This window comes from Vibrio sp. 811, from assembly GCF_033339195.1.
The window spans coordinates 272,204-292,938 of the sequence record NZ_JAWOUB010000003.1 but is presented as its reverse complement, the minus strand read 5'-3'; the positions used below and the strand labels follow the sequence as shown (position 1 = coordinate 292,938).

The 20,735-nt window shown below is 44.6% G+C and carries 20 protein-coding genes; 14 read left to right on the top strand and 6 right to left on the bottom strand.

Annotated elements, in window-relative coordinates; genetic code table 11:
- Positions 1–626 precede the first annotated feature (626 nt).
- From R7Q46_RS08145 to luxS, 9 genes are all read left to right on the top strand, one after another.
- Positions 627–884 carry an oxaloacetate decarboxylase subunit gamma gene (locus R7Q46_RS08145; protein WP_005379932.1) on the top strand — a complete coding sequence of 86 codons (258 nt, stop codon included), beginning with the start codon at positions 627–629 and terminating at the stop codon, positions 882–884.
- Between the two features lie 31 nt (positions 885–915).
- Entirely contained in the window at positions 916–2,700 is a 1,785-nt protein-coding gene (gene oadA / locus R7Q46_RS08140; protein WP_053349862.1) for a sodium-extruding oxaloacetate decarboxylase subunit alpha, read from the top strand.
- A 9-nt stretch (positions 2,701–2,709) separates the two neighbouring features.
- Positions 2,710–3,840, top strand: coding sequence for a sodium ion-translocating decarboxylase subunit beta (locus R7Q46_RS08135; RefSeq protein WP_005379935.1), 1,131 nt, complete (start codon positions 2,710–2,712; stop codon positions 3,838–3,840).
- Positions 3,841–3,963: 123 nt separating this feature from the next.
- Positions 3,964–4,914, top strand: a complete 951-nt coding sequence (locus tag R7Q46_RS08130; RefSeq protein ID WP_137282360.1) for an NADP-dependent oxidoreductase — start codon at positions 3,964–3,966, stop codon at positions 4,912–4,914.
- Positions 4,908–5,369, top strand: a complete 462-nt coding sequence (locus tag R7Q46_RS08125) for a YqaA family protein (RefSeq protein ID WP_318077436.1) — start codon at positions 4,908–4,910, stop codon at positions 5,367–5,369. The genes R7Q46_RS08130 and R7Q46_RS08125 overlap by 7 nt, the downstream gene beginning before the upstream one ends.
- A gap of 9 nt (positions 5,370–5,378) precedes the next feature.
- Positions 5,379–8,222: a pitrilysin family protein gene (locus tag R7Q46_RS08120; protein WP_318077435.1), complete on the top strand. Its 2,844-nt coding sequence runs from the start codon at positions 5,379–5,381 to the stop codon at positions 8,220–8,222.
- A 156-nt stretch (positions 8,223–8,378) separates the two neighbouring features.
- The gene (gshA, locus tag R7Q46_RS08115; protein WP_318077434.1) at positions 8,379–9,947 is read left to right on the top strand and encodes a glutamate--cysteine ligase; all 1,569 of its coding nucleotides are present in this window, start codon (positions 8,379–8,381) and stop codon (positions 9,945–9,947) included.
- Positions 9,948–9,970: 23 nt separating this feature from the next.
- Complete coding sequence (locus R7Q46_RS08110) at positions 9,971–10,576, top strand: hypothetical protein (protein ID WP_005379943.1); 606 nt, start codon at positions 9,971–9,973, stop codon at positions 10,574–10,576.
- Positions 10,577–10,660: 84 nt separating this feature from the next.
- Positions 10,661–11,179: an S-ribosylhomocysteine lyase gene (luxS, locus tag R7Q46_RS08105; protein WP_005379945.1), complete on the top strand. Its 519-nt coding sequence runs from the start codon at positions 10,661–10,663 to the stop codon at positions 11,177–11,179.
- A 68-nt stretch (positions 11,180–11,247) separates the two neighbouring features.
- Here luxS and R7Q46_RS08100 read toward each other — a convergent pair whose 3' ends face one another.
- Complete coding sequence (locus R7Q46_RS08100) at positions 11,248–12,528, bottom strand: HlyC/CorC family transporter (RefSeq protein WP_005379948.1); 1,281 nt, start codon at positions 12,526–12,528, stop codon at positions 11,248–11,250.
- 124 nt (positions 12,529–12,652) lie between these two features.
- On the bottom strand, positions 12,653–13,447 hold the full coding sequence (locus tag R7Q46_RS08095) for an inner membrane protein YpjD (protein ID WP_318077433.1): 795 nt from the start codon (positions 13,445–13,447) through the stop codon (positions 12,653–12,655).
- A gap of 224 nt (positions 13,448–13,671) precedes the next feature.
- On the opposite strand from R7Q46_RS08095, the gene ffh reads away from it, so the two are divergent.
- The 5 genes from ffh (at position 13,672) to rplS (ending at position 17,274) form a co-directional block, all read left to right on the top strand.
- Positions 13,672–15,054 (top strand): signal recognition particle protein, encoded by a 1,383-nt coding sequence (gene ffh, locus R7Q46_RS08090; protein ID WP_005385423.1) that lies wholly within the window; start codon positions 13,672–13,674, stop codon positions 15,052–15,054.
- A gap of 209 nt (positions 15,055–15,263) precedes the next feature.
- Positions 15,264–15,512 carry a 30S ribosomal protein S16 gene (rpsP, locus tag R7Q46_RS08085; protein ID WP_005379962.1) on the top strand — a complete coding sequence of 83 codons (249 nt, stop codon included), beginning with the start codon at positions 15,264–15,266 and terminating at the stop codon, positions 15,510–15,512.
- A gap of 29 nt (positions 15,513–15,541) precedes the next feature.
- Positions 15,542–16,090, top strand: a complete 549-nt coding sequence (rimM, locus tag R7Q46_RS08080; RefSeq protein ID WP_005379964.1) for a ribosome maturation factor RimM — start codon at positions 15,542–15,544, stop codon at positions 16,088–16,090.
- 27 nt (positions 16,091–16,117) lie between these two features.
- On the top strand, positions 16,118–16,879 hold the full coding sequence (gene trmD / locus R7Q46_RS08075) for a tRNA (guanosine(37)-N1)-methyltransferase TrmD (RefSeq protein WP_017635923.1): 762 nt from the start codon (positions 16,118–16,120) through the stop codon (positions 16,877–16,879).
- 41 nt (positions 16,880–16,920) lie between these two features.
- The gene (gene rplS / locus R7Q46_RS08070) at positions 16,921–17,274 is read left to right on the top strand and encodes a 50S ribosomal protein L19 (protein ID WP_005379971.1); all 354 of its coding nucleotides are present in this window, start codon (positions 16,921–16,923) and stop codon (positions 17,272–17,274) included.
- An 823-nt stretch (positions 17,275–18,097) separates the two neighbouring features.
- On the opposite strand, the gene yacG is transcribed toward rplS, so the two are convergent.
- The 4 genes from yacG to R7Q46_RS08050 form a co-directional block, all read right to left on the bottom strand.
- Positions 18,098–18,292 carry a DNA gyrase inhibitor YacG gene (gene yacG / locus R7Q46_RS08065; RefSeq protein WP_017635922.1) on the bottom strand — a complete coding sequence of 65 codons (195 nt, stop codon included), beginning with the start codon at positions 18,290–18,292 and terminating at the stop codon, positions 18,098–18,100.
- Between the two features lie 158 nt (positions 18,293–18,450).
- Positions 18,451–19,191 carry a cell division protein ZapD gene (gene zapD, locus R7Q46_RS08060; protein ID WP_213871674.1) on the bottom strand — a complete coding sequence of 247 codons (741 nt, stop codon included), beginning with the start codon at positions 19,189–19,191 and terminating at the stop codon, positions 18,451–18,453.
- Positions 19,192–19,218: 27 nt separating this feature from the next.
- Positions 19,219–19,833: a dephospho-CoA kinase gene (coaE, locus tag R7Q46_RS08055; RefSeq protein ID WP_213871673.1), complete on the bottom strand. Its 615-nt coding sequence runs from the start codon at positions 19,831–19,833 to the stop codon at positions 19,219–19,221.
- On the bottom strand, positions 19,834–20,703 hold the full coding sequence (locus R7Q46_RS08050; RefSeq protein WP_172563497.1) for a prepilin peptidase: 870 nt from the start codon (positions 20,701–20,703) through the stop codon (positions 19,834–19,836).
- Positions 20,704–20,735: the final 32 nt, after the last annotated feature.

Genomic DNA, 20,735 nt, shown 5'->3' with positions numbered 1-20,735 from the left:
CCTTAGCTCAGCTGGATAGAGTACCTGGCTACGAACCAGGCGGTCGGAGGTTCGAATCCTCCAGGACGCGCCACTTACTGAAACAGCCTCGCAATTGCGAGGCTTTTTTGTATCTAGACATCTGAAACATAGCGTAGGATCACTAGAGCCTATGTTCCTCTTTTTTAAAAGCGAATATGTGCGTATCTAAGCAATTTGCTATCAAGCTTCTGTCGCATCGTGTGAAATCATCCTGATTATCCCTCCTATACACTGACTTCCATTTTTCATTTCAATTACTCTCATGTGGTTACTTTGTTTTTTATTTGTTTATTAATTGTTAATTTTATTCATCTTTTTGTTTTTGTTGGTTTTTACTGCGTGAGTACCGATTTGATTTTGAAATCTAAATCGCAGTTTTTATTTATGTCCTCCTTTACTCTGTTCGTAAGGTGATAGCGATTTGAAGTGATTATTTTGTCATGAACTGTGATCTGGGTAGTGAATAAATAATCATTTATCAGGATTACTACAAACCTTCCTTAAACAAAATTGACAAAATTTAACCAATCGAGATAATCCATGGGTCGGGATTTGACACTATTAAAGTCCTGCACGTTGTCAGGATGACAAAGAAAGGAAGCAACATGACTAATATAGGAAGCCTGCTAGTAGATGCGGCCACCCTGATGCTAACGGGGATGGCGGTCGTATTTATTTTCCTCACTATTCTTGTTTATCTCGTTCGGTTAATGTCGAAATTGGTACCAGAAGAAGTACCAGAGCCGATCGCAGCACCAAAAACAAACACTAATATTCAATCAACCTCTTCAGCTGTTAGTCCACAAGTAGTGGCGGCGATCTCGGCTGCGATTCATAAACATCGCGCCTCATTCGCGAAGTAGCCGAACTAGGATTAAAAAGGAGTTTAAGAGCATGTCTAAACCACTAGCTATTACTGATGTGGTCCTTCGTGATGCCCATCAATCACTATTTGCTACGCGTATGCGTATTGAGGATATGCTGCCTATCGCAGCTGAGTTGGATAAGGTTGGTTACTGGTCTCTAGAGACTTGGGGTGGTGCAACATTTGATTCTTGTATTCGATTCTTAGGGGAAGACCCTTGGGAGCGTTTACGTGAACTAAAAAAAGCGATGCCTAATACACCAATGCAAATGCTACTGCGTGGTCAAAACCTTTTAGGATACCGCCATTATGCCGACGACGTAGTAGAGAAGTTTGTTGAACGCGCGCATGCTAACGGCATGGATGTATTCCGTATTTTTGATGCAATGAATGACGTGCGAAACTTCCAGAAAGCCGTTAAAGCAACGGTTGATGTTGGTGCGCATGCTCAAGGTACGTTGTCTTACACTACGAGCCCAGTGCATAACGCAGACACTTGGGTTGACTTGGCAAAACGCCTAGAGGATTTAGGTTGTCACTCGCTGTGTATTAAAGATATGTCTGGCTTACTTAAGCCTTATGAAGCGGAAGAGCTTATCACGCGTATCAAAGCGTCTTGTGATGTGCCATTGGCACTTCATTGTCATGCAACAACGGGACTGTCTACAGCAACAGCGGTAAAAGCAGTAGAAGCCGGTATTGATATTCTCGATACTGCGATTTCTTCAATGAGTTGTACTTACGGTCATACACCGACTGAAACGGTAGTCGCTATGCTAGAAGGCACCGAGCGAGATACCAATTTGAAACTCGAGCAACTGGAACCTATCGCCGCATATTTCCGTGAGGTACGTAAGAAGTATGCGAAGTGGGAAGGCCAGTTAAAAGGAGTCGATTCACGCATCCTGATTGCTCAAGTGCCTGGTGGTATGCTGACCAATATGGAAGGCCAGTTGAAAGAGCAGGGCGCTGCGGATCGCATTGATGAAGTATTAGAAGAGATCCCTCGTGTACGTGAAGATCTTGGTTTCATTCCATTGGTGACTCCAACTTCACAGATCGTCGGTACGCAAGCGGTGATTAACGTTCTTACTGGCGAGCGCTATAAGAGTATTACCAAGGAAACCGCAGGTCTATTGAAAGGTGAGTACGGTCAAGCGCCAGCCGAGTTAAATGCAGAACTGCAAGCGAAAGTGCTTGATGGTAAAGAGCCAATTACCTGTCGTCCTGCCGATTTACTTGAGCCTGAAATGGAGACGCTTACGGTTGATCTGATGGAGAAAGCGAAATCAGAAGGCATTAAGCTAGCAAGTGAGCGTGTTGATGACGTACTCACTTATGCACTTTTCCCTCAAGTTGGGCTTAAGTTCCTTAAGAATCGTGAAAACCCAGAAGCATTTGAGCCTGCACCAACGCTAGAAGCTGCGAAGCCTGCTGTACCTGTAGCTCAACCGGCAACTGGTGGTGTAGAAACTTATAGTGTACGTGTTGACGGGCAGGTGTATGAGGTGGAAGTTGGCCCTCAAGGTGAACTGACATCTGTTGCTCCTTCTAATGCACCGGCAAAATCGGCTACACCTAGCGCACCTTCTAATGCTTCAGCAGAAGCGGTACCTGCTCCTCTTGCAGGTAACATCTTCAAAGTGAATGTTCAGCCTGGTGCTGAGGTAGCTGAAGGCGATGTATTGCTCATCCTTGAAGCGATGAAAATGGAAACTGAAGTACGAGCGGCGCGTGGTGGTGTGGTTCAAGAGCTGAACGTTAAAGAAGGCGATGCTGTCACAGTAGGTGCGCCTCTGTTGAGCCTGGCGTAAGGGAGTATCATGGACGGATTGTTAACCCTTTGGGCAGAAACAGGGATCGCTAACTTCGAGTTCGGCCAAATCTGTATGATGCTGGTTGGTTGTACTTTGCTGTTTTTGGCAATTAAAAAAGGATTTGAACCTTTACTGTTATTGCCGATTGGTTTCGGTGCTATTTTGGCGAATATTCCAAATGCTGGCTTTACTGAGCCTGGTGGCTTGCTCTACTACGTTTACTACATTGGGATTGAATCGGGTGTGTTCCCGCTATTGATCTTCATGGGTGTGGGCGCGATGACCGACTTTGGTGCTTTGATCGCAAACCCAAAAACGTTGTGGTTAGGTGCGGCTGCGCAGTTTGGTATTTTTGCAACACTGTTTGGCGCTATTTTGCTCAACTATGTACCTGGCATGGAGTTCTCCATGGCAGATGCTTCGTCTATCGCGATCATCGGTGGTGCTGATGGGCCGACAGCGATTTTCTTAGCGAGTAAGCTCTCTCCAGATCTGCTAGGTGCGATTGCAGTCGCGGCATACAGCTATATGGCATTGGTGCCGATCATCCAGCCACCAATCATGAAAGCACTGACAACCAAGGAAGAACGTCAAATTAAGATGGCTCAGCTTCGTCATGTTGGTAAATGGGAGAAAGTCATCTTCCCGCTTGCCGTATTACTGATGACGATTCTGTTCTTACCTTCAGCTACGCCATTGGTTGGTATGTTCTGTTTGGGTAACTTGATGCGTGAAGCTGGTGTGGTCGATCGTTTATCGAAAACTGCTCAAAATGAATTGATCAACATAGTGACTATCTTTTTAGGTCTTGGTGTTGGTTCTAAGCTGCAAGCTGAGCAGTTCTTGAACCTAGAAACGTTAGGTATCTTGGGGTTAGGTGCAGTTGCATTTAGTATCGGTACTGGTGCGGGCGTTCTGATGGCGAAACTGCTTAACAAGTTCTCGAAAGAAGACATCAACCCACTTATTGGTGCGGCTGGCGTTTCTGCGGTACCAATGGCCGCGCGAGTCGTAAACAAAGTTGGTTTACAAGCTAACCCGCAAAACTTTTTGTTAATGCATGCGATGGGACCAAACGTTGCTGGTGTGCTGGGTTCAGCCGTTGCGGCTGGTATATTGTTAGCACTTGTTGGTTAGACATTATTGAAAATGGAATGATCAACCAATTTACAAAATCACGATTAACTTAGGTTAACAAAATGGTTTATAGTCAAAGGGATGCTTTCGCATCCCTTTTTGTTTTCTTGCAGGGAATGGTTTATGGAACACAAACAGATCGTTATCACTGAGTTTGGTGATGCCAACGTACTCGCGATTCAACATGCTTCTACACCATCACCACAGCCTGGTGAAGTCTTAGTAAAAGTCGCTTTTTCAGGCGTAAATCCTATTGATGTCAAAACTCGAGCTGGGCTCGGTTGGGCGGCAGCGCAGAATAAGGATAATTTACCTTGGGTGCCAGGTTACGACATCTCAGGAAAAGTGATGTCTTGTGGAGAGGGGGTATCACGTTTTAATGAAGGTGATGAGGTGGCTGGATTTATTGGTTTCCCAGTTCGAGGCGGTGGTTACAGTCAATACATATGTGTTCCAGAAACTGAGTTAAGTCATGTTCCTAGCTCTGTCACTTTGGAGGCAGCTGCTGCATTACCGTTGGCGGGACAAACTGCGGCACAAGCTCTCAGTAAGGCTAATGTGAATGAAAACGATCGCGTACTTATCCTCGCTGGTGCCGGTGGTGTTGGACACCTCGCGGTACAAATTGCGATCGCGACGAAAGCGGAAGTCTTTACAACCTGCAGTGAACGAAATTTAGATTACCTTGCGACGCTCGGTGCTCATGCAGTGAACTATCAATTTGCACCAGTGTCAGAACGTGTTGAAGATGTTGATGTTTTGATTGATTTAGTAGGCGGAGATGCTGCGTTAGATGCGCTTAAATGCCTGAAAGACAATGCGAGAGTCATCACCGTTCCAACCATAACTGCTGAGCTGATTTGTGAAAAGGCCAAACTCCTAGGCTTTGAGGCTAGTGGCATGTTGGTTGAACCAGACCCTGCGCAGTTAGATACCTTGTTGTACATGGTGGGCGTTGGCTTACTGAAGACTGAAATTCAACAGGTTTATCCTATGAGTGATGTCATTGGTGCTCACCAGCAGGTCGAATCAGGAAGAACCAGAGGCAAGGTGTTGCTTGATATGACATGCTAGAAGCATTTAACACGAGTTTTGAAAGTTTAGCGCTTTGGTTTTCAGATTCAGCATTATGGGTGCTTTTCATGACCGGTTTTCTCAGTGCCACGTTGTTGCCTGGTGGTTCTGAGGCGGGCTTAGTTGCCACTCTCTCATTAAATCAATACTCCGTTTCTTCAATTGTTATGGTCGCTACTATCGGTAATACGCTTGGTGGCTTAACAAATTATTGGCTTGGCTTGTGGATTCCCAACAAAGCACAAGAGGAAAAGCACGGTCATACCGCATTAAAGTGGCTCTCTAAGTATGGCTATTGGGGGTTGTTTTTTAGCTGGTTACCTGTAATAGGAGACCCGCTGTGTTTAGCCGCAGGGTGGCTAAGAATGAAGTTTCTGCCTTGCGTGATTTTAACATTTTTAGGAAAGGCTGCTAGGTATAGCTTACTTGCGGCCATCTATCTCGGATTATTTTAAGGAAAGTACATGAAGATGTTTTGGGTTGGCGCGTGTTCACTGTTGGTGATCACGGGCTGTGCATCAAATACGCCAGTTTCATCACTGCCGAAAGGGGTAACTTTCGTTGAGTCATCGAAAGCTGAAGAAGGCAAAGTTAAGATTCCATACCAAAAGTATAAACTCGATAATGGTTTAACGGTGATCTTAGCTCCTGAAGATTCTGACCCATTGGTCCATGTGGATGTGACTTACCATGTTGGTTCAGCTCGTGAAGAAGTGGGTAAGTCTGGTTTTGCGCATTTCTTTGAGCACATGATGTTCCAAGGTTCAGAGAACGTTGGTGACCAAGAGCACTTCAGAATCATCACAGAGGCTGGCGGCACGTTAAATGGTACAACAAACCGCGATCGTACTAACTACTTTGAAACTGTCCCTGCTAACCAGCTCGAGAAAATGCTGTGGTTAGAGTCTGACCGTATGGGCTTTTTGTTGGATGCGGTTTCTCAACGCAAATTTGAAATTCAGCGTTCTACTGTAAAAAATGAGCGAGCTCAGCGTTACGATAATCGTCCTTATGGCTTAATTTGGGAGCGCATGTCCGAAGCGCTATATCCTGAAGGTCATCCGTATTCGTGGCAAACCATTGGTTATGTTGAAGATCTTGATCGTGTTGATGTGAACGACCTCAAAGCGTTTTTCTTGCGTTGGTATGGCCCAAACAATGCGACTATCACGATCGGTGGTGATTTAGACGTTGAACAAACTCTAGAGTGGGTAAATAAGTACTTCGGTTCGATTCCTCGTGGTCCTGAGGTTGAAAATGCGCCGAAACAACCTGCAAAACTGCAAGAAGACAAATACATCACGCTAGAAGATCGTATTCAACAACCTATGGTGATGATCGCGTGGCCAACAACCTACAACGGCGAAGAAAGCCAAGCGTCTCTCGATACATTATCGGAAGTATTGGGTGGCGGTACCAACAGCGTGCTCTATCAAGACCTAGTGAAGACTCAAAAAGCGGTCGATGCTGGTTCATTCCATGACTGTGCTGAACTGGCGTGTAACTTTTACGTTTACGCAATGGGTGATTCTGGAGACAAAGGCGACCTATCAAAACTGTACGACGAGCTTTTACAATCACTAAATCAGTTTGCGGAAAAAGGCGTGACAGAGGATCGCCTTGAGCAGTTGAAGGGTAAAGCGGAAGCGGATGCTATTTTTGCGCTAGAAAGCGTTAAAGGTAAAGTGACTCAGTTGGCTTCCAACGAGACATTTTTCGGCGATCCTGATCGTCTTGAGCAACAGCTTGAGCAAATCCGTGCAGTTACGCCGACTTCGGTAGAAAAAGCGTATACGGACTTTATCCAAGGTAAGAACAAAGTGACCCTAAGCGTGGTCCCAAAAGGAAAAACAGACCTTGTCGTAAAACCTGCGACCTTTGTGACGCCAAAGCGTACGCTGCCAGAATATGAAAAAATTTCCGATGACCAATTGGCGTATCGTCGTGCGACCGATGACTTCGATCGCTCAGTGCAACCGCCAGTAGGAGAACCAGTGAAAGCGACGATGCCAGAGCTGTACGAGTTACATTTCAAGAATGGCTCAGAGCTGCTTGGTGCAGTTAGCGATGAAACGCCGACGGTGATGATGCAATTTAGTCTGCCTGCAGGGACACGTTTTGTTGAAAAGGGTAAAGAAGGTCTTGCCCAATTGACCGCTGCGATGTTGCAAGAAGGTACAACGAAACGCAGTGTCGAAGAGATTCAAGCTGAGCTTGATAAACTGGGTAGTGTTATCTCTGTTAATGCCACAGGTTATACAACAAACATCAGTGTTTCTGCTCTAGAAAAGAACTTAGAGCCGACGTTAAAAATTGTCGAAGAGATGTTGCTGTCTCCTGCATTTAATCAAGATGATTTCGAGCGTGTAAAAATGCAAGCGCTAGAAGGCCTGGTATATGAGCACCAAAATCCAAGTTGGATGGCGTCACAAGCGAGTCGTCAGGTGCTCTATGGGGATTCGGTTTTTGCTCGACCAAAAGACGGCACGCAAGCAGGTGTCAGTGCATTAACGTTGGATGATGTCCGTGAATTCTACTCGAAGCATTACACGCCACAAAGTGCGCAAATCGTCGTTGTTGGTGACATCAATAAACAGGAAATTGAGCAGCAACTGACGTTCTGGAAAAACTGGCAAGATGAAGCTGCGCCATTGTATGCACCGCAAAGCATTGCTGCATTAGGTGGGCAAAAGATCCATCTTGTTGATAAACCAGGAGCGCCGCAAAGTGTGGTCATGATGGTTCGTCAAGGTATGCCTTACGACGCAACGGGCGATTTTTACCTAAGCCAACTGGCAAACTTCAACTTAGCTGGGAACTTCAATAGCCGCATTAACCAAAATCTACGTGAAGACAAGGGTTACACATACGGTGCTTACGGCTACTTCTCTGGTAATCCAGAAACAGGCTCGGTGGTTTTCACCGCGCAAGTACGAGCGGATGCAACGGTTGCTTCGATCATTGAGATGGAAAATGAGCTAAATGAATACTCGCAGTCAGGTATTACTGATGAAGAGATGAAATTTATGCGTCAAGCGGTCGGTCAAAAAGATGCACTGAAATATGAAACGCCAACACAAAAAGCGGAGCTCATCAGTGATATTCTTAAGTACAACCTCGATCATGATTACTTGCAGCAAAGAAACGCTATCGTAGAAAAAGTCGATAAGCAGACGTTGAATGCGCTGGCTCAGAAATGGTTTGATCCAAATGACTATCAAATTATCGTCGTTGGTGATGCTAAATCGTTGCGTCCTCAATTAGAAAAGTTGGGGAAAGACGTAGAAGAGCTTGAAATCATTCGATAGAGTACACATTTAATAGCGGAGAAACGTTTCTCCGCTATTCATCTAGATAAGCAACTTTTCGTGGGTTATTTATCTAGATGCATTAACTATCAATAACTTAGCTTACACTTGTGTTATGTGACAAGTGTCCTGCTCCCAATATAAGCGAACCTCATTTTGACTGATTTTGCTGCGCGACTAAAAAAAGTTGCATCAAACCCCGAAGTATTTAAGCAGTTTGGACGCGGTGTTGAGCGAGAAACTTTGCGCTATCGTCAGGATGGACATCTAGCTACAACTCCTCATCCTGAAGGGTTAGGCTCTGCGTTCACAAATCAATGGATCACAACGGATTTTTCGGAATCATTGTTAGAGTTCATTACGCCTGTGTCACATGAAATTCCAGAACTGATGGCACAGCTGAAAGATATCCATCATTTCACTCAAACCAAAATGGGTGAAGAGAAAATGTGGCCACTATCAATGCCTTGCTACGTAGGCTCAGAGGATGATATTCAGTTAGCCCAGTATGGCTCTTCGAATGCAGCGAAAATGAAAACGCTGTACCGAGAAGGCCTAAAGCGTCGCTATGGCAGCCTGATGCAAATTATTTCAGGTGTCCATTTTAACTTCTCGTTTCCTGAAACATTTTGGGATGCGCTCTATGGCGAGCAAGATGAACAAGCCCGCCAAGATGCTAAGTCTGATGCGTACTTTGCGTTGATCCGTAATTACTACCGCTTTGGCTGGATGATTCCCTACTTCTTTGGTGCATCACCAGCGTTATGTGGCTCTTTTATTCAAGGTCGTGAAACCGATCTGCCATTCGAGAAGATTGGCGGGACATTATATTTGCCGAAGTCGACGTCTTTGCGTTTGAGCGATCTTGGCTATACCAATAGTGCTCAAAGTGTGCTGAAAATTGGTTTTAACAGCATTGACCAATACCTCGATGGTTTGAGTGATGCGATTCGCCACCCATCAGAAGAGTTTGCGAAAATTGGGGTAAAAGTGGATGGTGAATACCGCCAGCTTAATTCCAATATCTTACAAATTGAGAATGAACTGTACGCTCCGATTCGTCCAAAACGTGTATCGAAAAGTGGTGAGAAGCCTTCAGATGCGTTACGACGCGGTGGTGTCGAATACATTGAAGTTCGTTCTCTAGATGTTAACCCATTCAGCGCAGTGGGCTTAAATGAAGAGCAAGTACGATTCTTGGATCTCTTCCTTACCTGGGCGGCCTTGTCAGACTCAGACCCTATGGATAACTGTGAATTAGAGTGTTGGCGCGATAACTGGAATAAAGTCATTGTTTCAGGCCGTGAAAAAGGTCTAATGCTGCAAATTGGTTGCCAAGGTGAGCGTCTATCTCTACAAGATTGGGCACACCGAGTTTTCGTCGAGTTACGTCAAATAGCACAGCAAATGGATATGACCGCTGGTGGCAGTGCATACCAAGATGTGTGTAATCAACTCGAGACATGGATTGATAACCCAGAACTAACGATCTCTGGTCAACTATTAGAGCTAACGAAAGAGCTGGGTGGGCTAGGTAAAGTTGGTTGTACTCTTGGTATGAAGTACCGTGATGAAAACCTAGCTCACGGTTATCAGTACTACTCACAAGATACGATGGAAACGGAAGTAGCGTCGTCCGTGGAAAAACAAAAGCAAGCAGAGCAGAGTGACACGCTTTCTTTTAATGATTTTTTGGAAGATTACTTTGCTTACCTGAAGCAGTAATGACTAACTAAGGATTGGTGCGGTTGAACATTAAGTCGTCAGTAGTAGCGGTACTTGGAAGCGTGTTACTTGCAGGTTGTGCTACGGCACCGCCAAAGCAGCAGAATAACTTATGCGAGATATTCCGAGAGAAATCCGGTTGGTACGATGATGCCAAAGATATGGAAGATGAATGGGGGACCCCTATTCATGTCGCTATGGCCATCATTAAACAAGAAAGCAGCTTTCGGCACGATGCAAAACCACCTAAAGATTATTTGCTAGGGTTTATTCCTTGGGGACGAGTCAGCAGTGCGTATGGTTACGCTCAAGCTCAAGACCCTGCTTGGGAAGACTTCCAAGATGCCACAGGTCAGGGTGGCTCTCGTACCAACTTCGATGATTCTATGATGTTTGTCGGTTGGTATACTCATGAAACACGGCGTCAGCTAGGGATTTCATTATGGGATCCCTATAACCAGTATCTGGCTTATCATGAAGGGCGAGGTGGGTATAAGCGAGGTACTTATAATCGAAAGCCTAGTTTAATCAAAGTCGCTCGACGTGTTGAACAAACAGCGAAAACTTATGGCTGGCAGCTGAAGCAATGTCGTCAGGAATTAGAAGACAACAGCAGCTGGTTCTTTTAGCCCACAGTCAGTTCATGTGCTGTAGGGATGAATGACATTTATCCATTACCGAAAGGTACTGGAGTTACAATCAGGAGAGATGTAATGCCTTTACTCGATAGTTTTACCGTGGACCACACTCGTATGAATGCACCCGCTGTACGAGTGGCGAAAACCATGCAGACCCCAAAAGGGGATACGATTACTGTTTTCGACTTACGCTTTACTGCGCCAAACAAAGACATTCTTTCTGAAAAAGGTATTCACACCCTAGAGCACCTTTATGCAGGCTTTATGCGTAATCACCTAAACGATGATTCTGTTGAGATCATCGATATTTCGCCTATGGGTTGCCGCACAGGTTTTTACATGAGCCTGATTGGCACACCATCAGAGCAGCAAGTCGCAGATGCTTGGATTGCAGCAATGGAAGATGTGCTGAAGGTAGAAAGTCAGAATAAGATCCCTGAACTTAACGAATACCAATGCGGCACGGCAGCAATGCACTCTTTAAAAGAAGCACAACAGATCGCAAAGAACATTTTGGATGCTGGTGTTTCGGTGAACAAAAATGATGAACTTGCTTTGCCTGAGTCGATGTTAAAAGAGTTGCGCATCGACTAGGTGCTCATTAAGAAGCATATTGCCCCAATAAGTAAAAAAGCCTGACATGAGTCAGGCTTTTCTTTTGGTTATTTGGATGTCGATTTTTTCTTCTTCGGATAAACACGAACGAGCTTGATTCGGTTCTCTTCAATCTCAACAAGTTCCATTGGGTGACCCGCTACTCTCACGCTTAAATGGCTCTCTGGAATATCTTCCAGGTGCTCCAAAATAAGACCGTTTAACGTTCTTGGGCCATCCGTTGGTAAATCCCATTTCAGGCCTTTGTTAATATCTCGAATATTGGTGCTGCCTTCAATAAGAAAGCTTCCGTCACCTTGAGGACTGATTTCATCAGAGAGGCTTGGAGAAATTGACGTCGTGAACTCACCAATGATCTCTTCCAGAATATCTTCAAGAGTGATTAGACCGATGATATCACCGTACTCATCCACGATCAGACCGATACGTTGCTTGTTGCGTTGGAATTTCAACATTTGCACGTTCAGTGGTGTGCCTTCTGGGATGTAATAGACCTCATCAGCAGCACGTAATAGCGTTTCTTTGTTGAATTCGTTCTTTTCCAACATCAGACGATAAGCTTCACGCAAGCGCAGCATGCCAACCACTTCATCAATTTGGTCACGATAGAAAACTATGCGTCCATGTGGTGAGTGTGTTAGCTGGCGAACAATGGATTTCCAGTCGTCGTTAATATCAATACCGGTAATTTCATTGCGTGGGACCATAATGTCGTTCACGGTGACGTGCTCAAGATCTAAAATAGACACTAGCATGTCTTGGTGTCGGCGAGGGATCAAACCGCCAGCTTCATTTACCACCGTACGCAGCTCATCGGAGCTAAGATGATCTTCTGCTGAGTGATCCGCTCTTACACCAAGTAAGCGGATAAAGCCATTCGTAATAAAGTTAACAAGCATCACTAAAGGCGACAGTAACTTCATCAGTATGGTCAATAATATACTGCTCGCGTAGGACACACGTTCAGGGTAAAGCGCTGCAATTGTTTTAGGGGTAACCTCGGCAAAAACCAATACAACCATAGTTAGTGCACCGGTTGCGATAGCGACACCTAAATCACCATACAAACGCATACCAATAATGGTCGCGATCGCGGACGCGAGAATATTAACGAGGTTGTTGCCGATAAGAATAAGACCAATCAAACGATCTGGACGGTCTAATAGTCTTTCGACTCGCTTAGCACCCTTATGCCCGTTTTTGGCTAAGTGTTTTAAGCGATAACGATTCAGAGACATCATCCCTGTTTCTGAACCGGAAAAGTAACCTGATATGACGATAAGACACGCGAGTAGCGCAAACAAGATACCCGTAGAGATGTCGTCCAAAACGTTGCTGTTCCTTGTAAGTATTGGGTTATATAACGGTTGAGTAAGTCCGTTAAGTCAAAGAGTTAAGGCGTACTGTATTTTATCTAGCCTAAAATATAAAGGATAGGAGCCCTAGAGCTCCTTAATTCAAGATGACTTCTTTTACAAAGCGACTGCCAAAATATGCCAGAGTTAACAGTGTTGCTCCTGCAACAGCGAACCATGTGACTTTTCTACCACGCCAGCCTTTTTGATAGTGACCCCAAAGCAGTATTGAGTACACCACCCAAGCGATGAAAGAAAGAATGCCCTTATGTGCCTTACCTTGGGCAAACATATCCTGCACAAAGACAAAGCCAGTAATGAGCGTGGCAGTTAACAATAAGTTACCGATCAAAATAATTTTGAAGAGTTGACGCTCCACCATTAATAGAGGCGGCAGGTTTGGGTTAATCGCCAAAGATTTTTTTGCTTTCAGTTTGTGATCTAGCCAAGCCAACTGAAGCGCATATAGTGCCCCGATAGTTAAAGTCGCGTATGAGAAGAGCGCAAATGAAATATGAATGAGTAGCTTAGGGTCATTCTCTAGGTGCTTTATAAACGTGCTTGGCAAAAATGTGGCAGCAGATAAATTGATGGCAGCAAAGCTATAAACGACAGGCAATAAAAACCACAGTCGGTTTTTCAACATAGCAAGGCTCATGACCAGAGAAATAATAAAACTGATCAAAGAAGCCACGTTGAGAATACTCAGGTTTTGACCTGAACCATCAAAGATCAGATCACTCAAAATCCACGCATGAAAAACAAGCGCACAGGCAGCACTAGCAAACACTGTTTTTGCTTTGATTCCTGACTGTTGTGAGAGTCCGGGTATGATGGTCGCAATCGCCAAGACATAAAGTATGGCGGCCGCGATGGCTATTAAGCTATCCATGAATCCTAAATATTATTGTGCACGATGGAGAAATTATACCTTGCATTACACTTTGGGGCTACGTTATATCCGACATCAATCGTGAGAGATGAGATATTGAAATTAATAAGTTACCGCACCATATATAAATAGAGACAAGAATAGGACAGCGGTACGGGTATGACTCAGACCTTGGCTAATGTATACTCACACTAATTAATCGCCATTTTAGCGAAGAGACAAAGATGTTTGAGAATTTAACGGATCGATTATCCAAAACGCTGAAAAATATCAGTGGTAAAGGTCGTCTGACCGAAGACAACATTAAAGAAACCCTACGTGAAGTCCGAATGGCTCTACTTGAAGCTGACGTTGCGCTTCCGGTCGTTCGTGAATTTGTGAACCGCGTTAAAGAAAAAGCGGTGGGCGTAGAAGTTTCTAAATCTCTGACTCCAGGTCAGGAATTTATCAAGATCGTTCAAACAGAACTTGAAGCCGTAATGGGTGAGTCGAATGAGGCGCTAAACCTTGCTGCTCAACCACCTGCTGTGCTTCTTATGGCTGGTCTACAAGGTGCGGGTAAAACCACATCGGTAGGTAAGTTATCTAAGCTTCTAAAAGAACGTGACAAGAAGAAAGTCTTGGTTGTGTCTGCCGACGTTTACCGTCCTGCGGCAATCAAGCAGCTTGAAACACTGGCATCAGACATCGGTGTTGACTTCTTCCCATCATCACCAGACCAAAAGCCTATTGATATCGCCAATGCAGCGATTGACCATGCGAAGAAAAAATTCTACGACGTATTGATTGTCGATACCGCAGGTCGTTTGGCAATTGATGAAGAGATGATGGGGGAGATCAAAGATCTTCACGCAGCTATCAACCCAGTAGAAACGCTATTTGTTGTTGACGCCATGACGGGTCAAGACGCAGCAAATACAGCAAAAGCCTTTGGCGATGCGCTACCTCTTACCGGTGTAGTTCTAACTAAGGTTGATGGTGATGCTCGTGGTGGTGCGGCACTTTCAGTACGCCATGTCACGGGCAAACCAATCAAATTCTTGGGTGTCGGTGAAAAAACTGACGCGCTAGAACCGTTCCACCCAGATCGTGTTGCTTCACGTATTCTTGGCATGGGTGACGTTCTGTCTTTGATTGAAGACCTACAACGCAACGTTGACCAAGAAAAGGCAGAAAAGTTAGCGAAGAAGTTCAAAGAGAAGAAAGGTTTCGACCTTGAAGATTTCCGTGAACAGCTAGGCCAGATGCAAAACATGGGCGGCATGATGGGGATGATGGATAAGCTTCCAGGAATGTCCCAGCTACCAGACAATGTGAAAGACAAAGTCGATGACAAGATGTTCAAACAGATGGAAGCGATCATCAGCTCCATGACAATGAAAGAACGTCAACGCCCAGAAATTATCAAGGGCTCGCGCAAGAAGCGTATCGCGGCTGGTTCTGGTGTGCAGGTTCAAGATGTAAACCGCTTACTAAAACAGTTCACCCAAATGCAGAAAATGATGAAAAAGATGCAAAAAGGTGGCATGAAAGGCATGATGCGCAACATGCAAGGCATGATGGGCGGCATGGGTGGCGGCGGTGGCTTCAACCCATTTGGTCGTTAATTAATCGATCACGCATAGATTCAGGGTGTTAGGTTCGTCACAAACTTTAAATTCAATTTATGTTGGTGAAAAAGTAACTAAACTCCTTGCATTGCTCCGGGAGAAGAGTAAAATTCCGGAGCTTTATTTTGGCACGAGACCCCAAACTGTTTAATTTCTTGAATGGTTTTTGGGGTTAATTTTATTTTTGAGAAAGCAAAGAGGACGACATGGTAACCATTCGTTTGGCACGTCACGGCGCTAAAAAGCGTCCATTTTATCAAATCGTAGTAGCGGACAGCCGCAACGCTGCAACTGGCCGTTTCATCGAGAAAGTTGGTTTCTTCAACCCAACTGCTAAAGGTCAAGAAGAAGGTCTACGTCTAGACCTAGACCGCGTTAACCACTGGGTTGGTCAAGGCGCGTCAGTATCTGACCGTGTTGCTAAGCTAGTTAAAGACGCTCAAAAAGCGGCTTAATTTTTTACTTGAAAAGTAGAAACTAGTTTATGTCGATGAAAGGTAAAGAAACAATGAGCAACGAAAAGATTGTTGTAGGCAAGTTTGGTGCTACTTACGGCATTCGTGGTTGGCTTAAGGTTTTTTCCTACACAGACAATGCTGAAAGCATTTTCGATTACAGCCCTTGGTACATTAACCAAAAGGGCAAGTGGGTTGAGTACAAAGTAGAAAGCTGGAAGCGCCATAACAAAGGTATGGTGGCTAAGCTGGAAGGCATGGATGTTCGTGAAGACGCGCATCTAATGACGAACTTTGAAATTGCTATTGACCCTGCGGTACTTCCTGAATTGTCAGAAGATGAGTTCTACTGGCGCGAATTGTTTGGGATGCAAGTTGTAACCACTAAAGGTTACGATCTAGGTGTTGTTACTGACATGCTAGAAACTGGCTCAAACGATGTTCTGGTTGTTAAAGCAAATCTTAAAGATGCTTTCGGGCAGAAGGAACGATTAATCCCGTTCCTTGAAGAGCAAGTGATCATTAATGTTGATCGCGAAGCTCAACGGATCGAAGTTGACTGGGATCCTGGATTCTAATCTCCAAAATTACAGAGCGAGATAAACATGTGGGTTGGCGTTATTAGCCTTTTTCCAGAAATGTTCCGTTCTGTTACTGATTTTGGAGTAACAGGTCAAGCGGTTAAAAAAGGTCTTTTGTCGATTGAAACTTGGAATCCTAGAGATTTCACTCACGACAAACATCGCACAGTCGATGACCGACCTTACGGTGGTGGCCCTGGTATGTTAATGATGGTTCAGCCTTTGCGCGATGCCATTCATACCGCGAAAGCAGCCTCACCGGGCAAGACGAAAGTCATCTACCTTTCTCCTCAAGGTCGCAAGCTCGACCAGAAAGGAGTGGAAGAACTGGCAACGAATGAGAACTTGCTTCTGATTTGTGGTCGTTATGAAGGGGTAGATGAGCGCATCATTCAATCTGAAGTCGACGAAGAATGGTCGATTGGTGATTTTGTGATGACGGGTGGTGAGATACCAGCCATGACGTTAATCGACGCTGTCTCTCGGTTTGTTCCGGGTGTACTAGGGGATTTCGCGTCAGCAGAAGAAGACTCTTTTGCAAATGGCTTGTTAGATTGCCCTCACTATACGCGTCCAGAAGTATTGGATGACAAAGAGGTACCAGCGGTACTGATGTCAGGCAATCACAAGGATATTCGTCAATGGCGACTCAAGCAGTCGTTGGGCCGTACTTGGCTAAGAAGACCAGAGCTCCTGGAAAACCTAGCTCTGACTGACGAACAGGAACAATTACTTGCTGAGTTTGTTAATGAGCATAAAGCCATTAAAGAACATAACGCAAAGTAACCTAATTTATTTAGTATCAGTTTATTCTAGGAATTTAAAAAATGAGTAACATCATCAAAGCTCTTGAAGAAGAGCAAATGAAATCAGACCTACCTAAATTTGCACCAGGTGACACTGTTGTAGTTCAAGTTAAGGTAAAAGAAGGTGACCGTGAGCGTCTACAGGCTTTCGAAGGCGTTGTAATCGCAATCCGTAACCGTGGTCTACACTCTGCTTTCACTGTACGTAAGATCTCTAACGGTGAAGGTGTTGAGCGTACGTTCCAAACACACTCTCCAATCGTTGATAGCATCGAAGTTAAACGCCGTGGTGCAGTACGTCGTGCCAAGTTGTACTACCTACGTGAGCGTTCTGGTAAGTCTGCTCGTATCAAAGAGAAACTTGCTAAGAAGTAATGCTATAACTAGCGTTCTCATCTTAAACGGAGTCCTTTTAGGGCTCCGTTTTTTTATTTGTGTAATTAGCTTGCTCGTTTCTTTTCACCCGACCTGAACTGTCGATGCTCATGCACTGATGTACACTCCACGCCTCTGCCTTGCTGTGAATAGATTCCTGATGTCGCTATGGCTCCTCGGAATGACGGAAAATGATGGTCAAAGATTATAGAGTACCGTGGTTAAAATTCGTCATTTTGAAGGCGACGAGGAGCGTGATTCTGAATCTACTAGTCGAGAATGCAATTGTTTAAGTTGTTAGCTTCATCTTTGCTGTTAGTAGATTCTTAATGTCGCTATAGCTCCTCTGAATGACGGGAAATGATGGCCAAAGATTACAGGGTACCGCGGTTAAAATTCGTCATTTTGAATAGCGACGGAGGAGCGTGATTCAGAATCTACTAGTCGAGCATGCAAGTGTTTACGTTGTTAGCTTCATCCTTGCTATGAGTAGATTCCTGATGCCGCTATGGCTCCTCGGAATGACAGGAAATGATGGTCAAAGATTACAGAGTACCGTGGTTAAAATTCGTCATTCTGGACAGCGACGAAGGAGCGTGATTCAGAATCTACTAGTCGAGCATGCAATTGTTTACGTTGTTAGCTTCATCCTTGCTATGCGTAGATTCCTGATGCCGCTATGGCTCCTCGGAATGACAGGAAATGATGGTCAAAGATTATAGAGTACCGTGGTTAAAATTCGTCATTCTGGACAGCGACGAAGGAGCGTGATTCAGATTCCCCAAGAAGGAACCTAGGATCTTCCTTTACCCTAGGTCTCAATTTAGTACTGATCTTCAGACCAGCCATCACTATCGGACATATCGGGTGCGCCTGGGATGGTGTTTTCTTCATCTGCCCATTCACCAAAATCAATCATTTGGCATTGTTTACTGCAGAAAGGGCGATGAGGACTTTGTTCTCCCCATTCTACGTCGGCGCCACATTGTGGACATTGAACGATGGTAACTTTAGACATAGTTGAGCGTCCCATTACTAATTGGTGTTAAAGGGTAGTATACCTAAACGAATTAAAGATGGCTTATTCAACGCGCTATTGCTGCTACGAAATTTTATCAAATATAAGCGCAATAAAGCGTTGAATTTTAGATTATGGAGGCGAGGCGTAGTGTCGTCTTAGCTGCACACAGCAAGTTCAAATTCAATATCTTGTGTGCACGCTTGACCGTTTTCAAACGACATGAACTTGATCGCAAAGCGGTTTTTATGGCCTGAAATCATAGGATACACGCCATATTCCATTGGGATGTGAAGTCTTAGAATGTTGGCTTCATCAGCGTCACTTTGGAAGAAACCTGCACGACCGATTTGAGCTTTGAAATGTCCGGTCTCTCTAGTGAGCTTTAACCATAACGAAAGCGCATCAGATAAGGGCTTTAAGCTTGCTTGCCACTGCTGCGCATCATGCTTTTTACGTTCAATGGGTAGGTGAAGCCAGTAATGTAACGCTGGCAAATCAAAACAGCATGAACCACCCGGTAGATTAAAGCGTTGGCGGATAGAGCTTAAGAAGCGATCTTCTTTTAATGCTTGGCCAAAACGTTCAGCACCCATTAGTTGGCTATGAACGACATCTATCTCTTGTAGCAAGGTATTTAATGCGTCTTGATCGACACCATCAATATTTAGCCAATGGCGGTACGACAGCCGTTGCTTCTCAAGATCTTTAGCCAGTTCACTTTTCAGTTGGATTTGTTCGAAGATCTCAACCATATCGAATAACGCACGGAAAAACAGTTGATACTGATGATTTTCGCTAAACCCAGAGGCCAAGTGAGCCTGACGCAGCAGAGACTCCACTCTTAGATAAATACGAGTTTTCTCATTTAACGGATGTTCAAATTTGTGCGTGGTCATCGACATAAGCCTTTGTGAGTTTCGTTCCTATTTTCGCAGATTTTTCTTACACATGGCTAGGTACTTTTCGTGCAAATCTGTGATTTGAAGCAAAAGATCAGGGTCACTTGGATTATTCTTAACCACATCGTCTGCAAGCGCGAGCCTTTGCTCTCTTGATGCTTGAGAGGCAAGGATGGCGCGAACTTGATCTTCACTCACATTGTCTCGTTTCATCGTGCGAGATATCTGTGTATTCGGTTCTACATCGACGACAAGAACGCGATCACACAAACTATCTAGCCTGTTTTCTACGAGCAACGGCACCACAAGTAACGCATACTCTGAAGTGACTTGCTGCAAATCTTCGATCATTTTTTCACGAATTATCGGGTGCAACAGTGCGTTGAGCCATGCTTTTTCATCTGAATTCGAAAAGATTTTTTCTCTCAGCTTTGCGCGATCTAAAGTTTGGTCTTCACGAACGATATCGTGACCAAAGTGTTCAATAATCGCGTTTAGGCCGGGAGTACCTGGCTCGACAACTTCTCTTGCTACAATGTCGGCATCGACGATATCGATTTTAAATTGTTGTTTGAACAGATTCGCGACGGTTGTTTTTCCACTAGCGATACCACCTGTTAAACCAATAACCAAAGCCATTTACACTCCTAGAACTGAAGTAAAGTACCAGTTTAAAATCTGGTCGCCCCAAATTAAGCTTATCCAACCAGCAATTGCTAAGTAAGGACCGAAAGGGAAAGCTTTTTCAATTCCCTGCTTTTGCAAGCGTAGTTGAATGATGCCAAATACGATGCCAACCACAGAAGAAAGTAGAATGATCATCGGCAGTGACTGCCAACCTAGCCAAGCTCCTAGTGCCGCCAGTAGTTTAAAATCACCATACCCCATTCCTTCTTTACCAGTAAGTAGCTTAAAGCCCCAGTAAACGGACCAGAGACATAGGTAACCAGCAATAGCACCAATGACAGAATCTTGTAGAGTAACAGGACTTATTTCGACTAATGCTAAGACAATGCCAGCCCAAGTTAATGGTAATGTTAATTGGTCAGGTAACAACATAGTATCGAGATCGATAAATGTTGCGGCGATTAAGATAAAAGTGAAAAAGAGTAGGGCAACGGTAAAGTAACTAAAACCAAAGTGGTAAGCGACAAAGCCTGAGCAGAACGCAGTGAGCAGTTCAATCAGTGGATAGCGTGCGCTAATGGCTGTCTGACAGTTGTGGCATTTGCCTTTTAAAAGCAGCCAGCTAATCACAGGGATGTTGTCTCGAATACGTATCGGCGTTGCGCACTTCTGACAGGAGGAGCGTGGGACGCTCAAGGTCAGCACTTCTTTAGGAGGTTCTATTTTGTATTCAGGAAATGACTCGGCACATTCGCGTCGCCATTCTAGTTCCATGATTTTAGGTAGTCGATAAATAACCACATTGAGGAAGCTACCCACGATCAGACCGAAGATGGTGGCAAACACAACGAATAGCCAAGGGTAGTACTGGAATACTTCCATATTTGTCTCTTGAGCGATGAGTGAAATCAGCA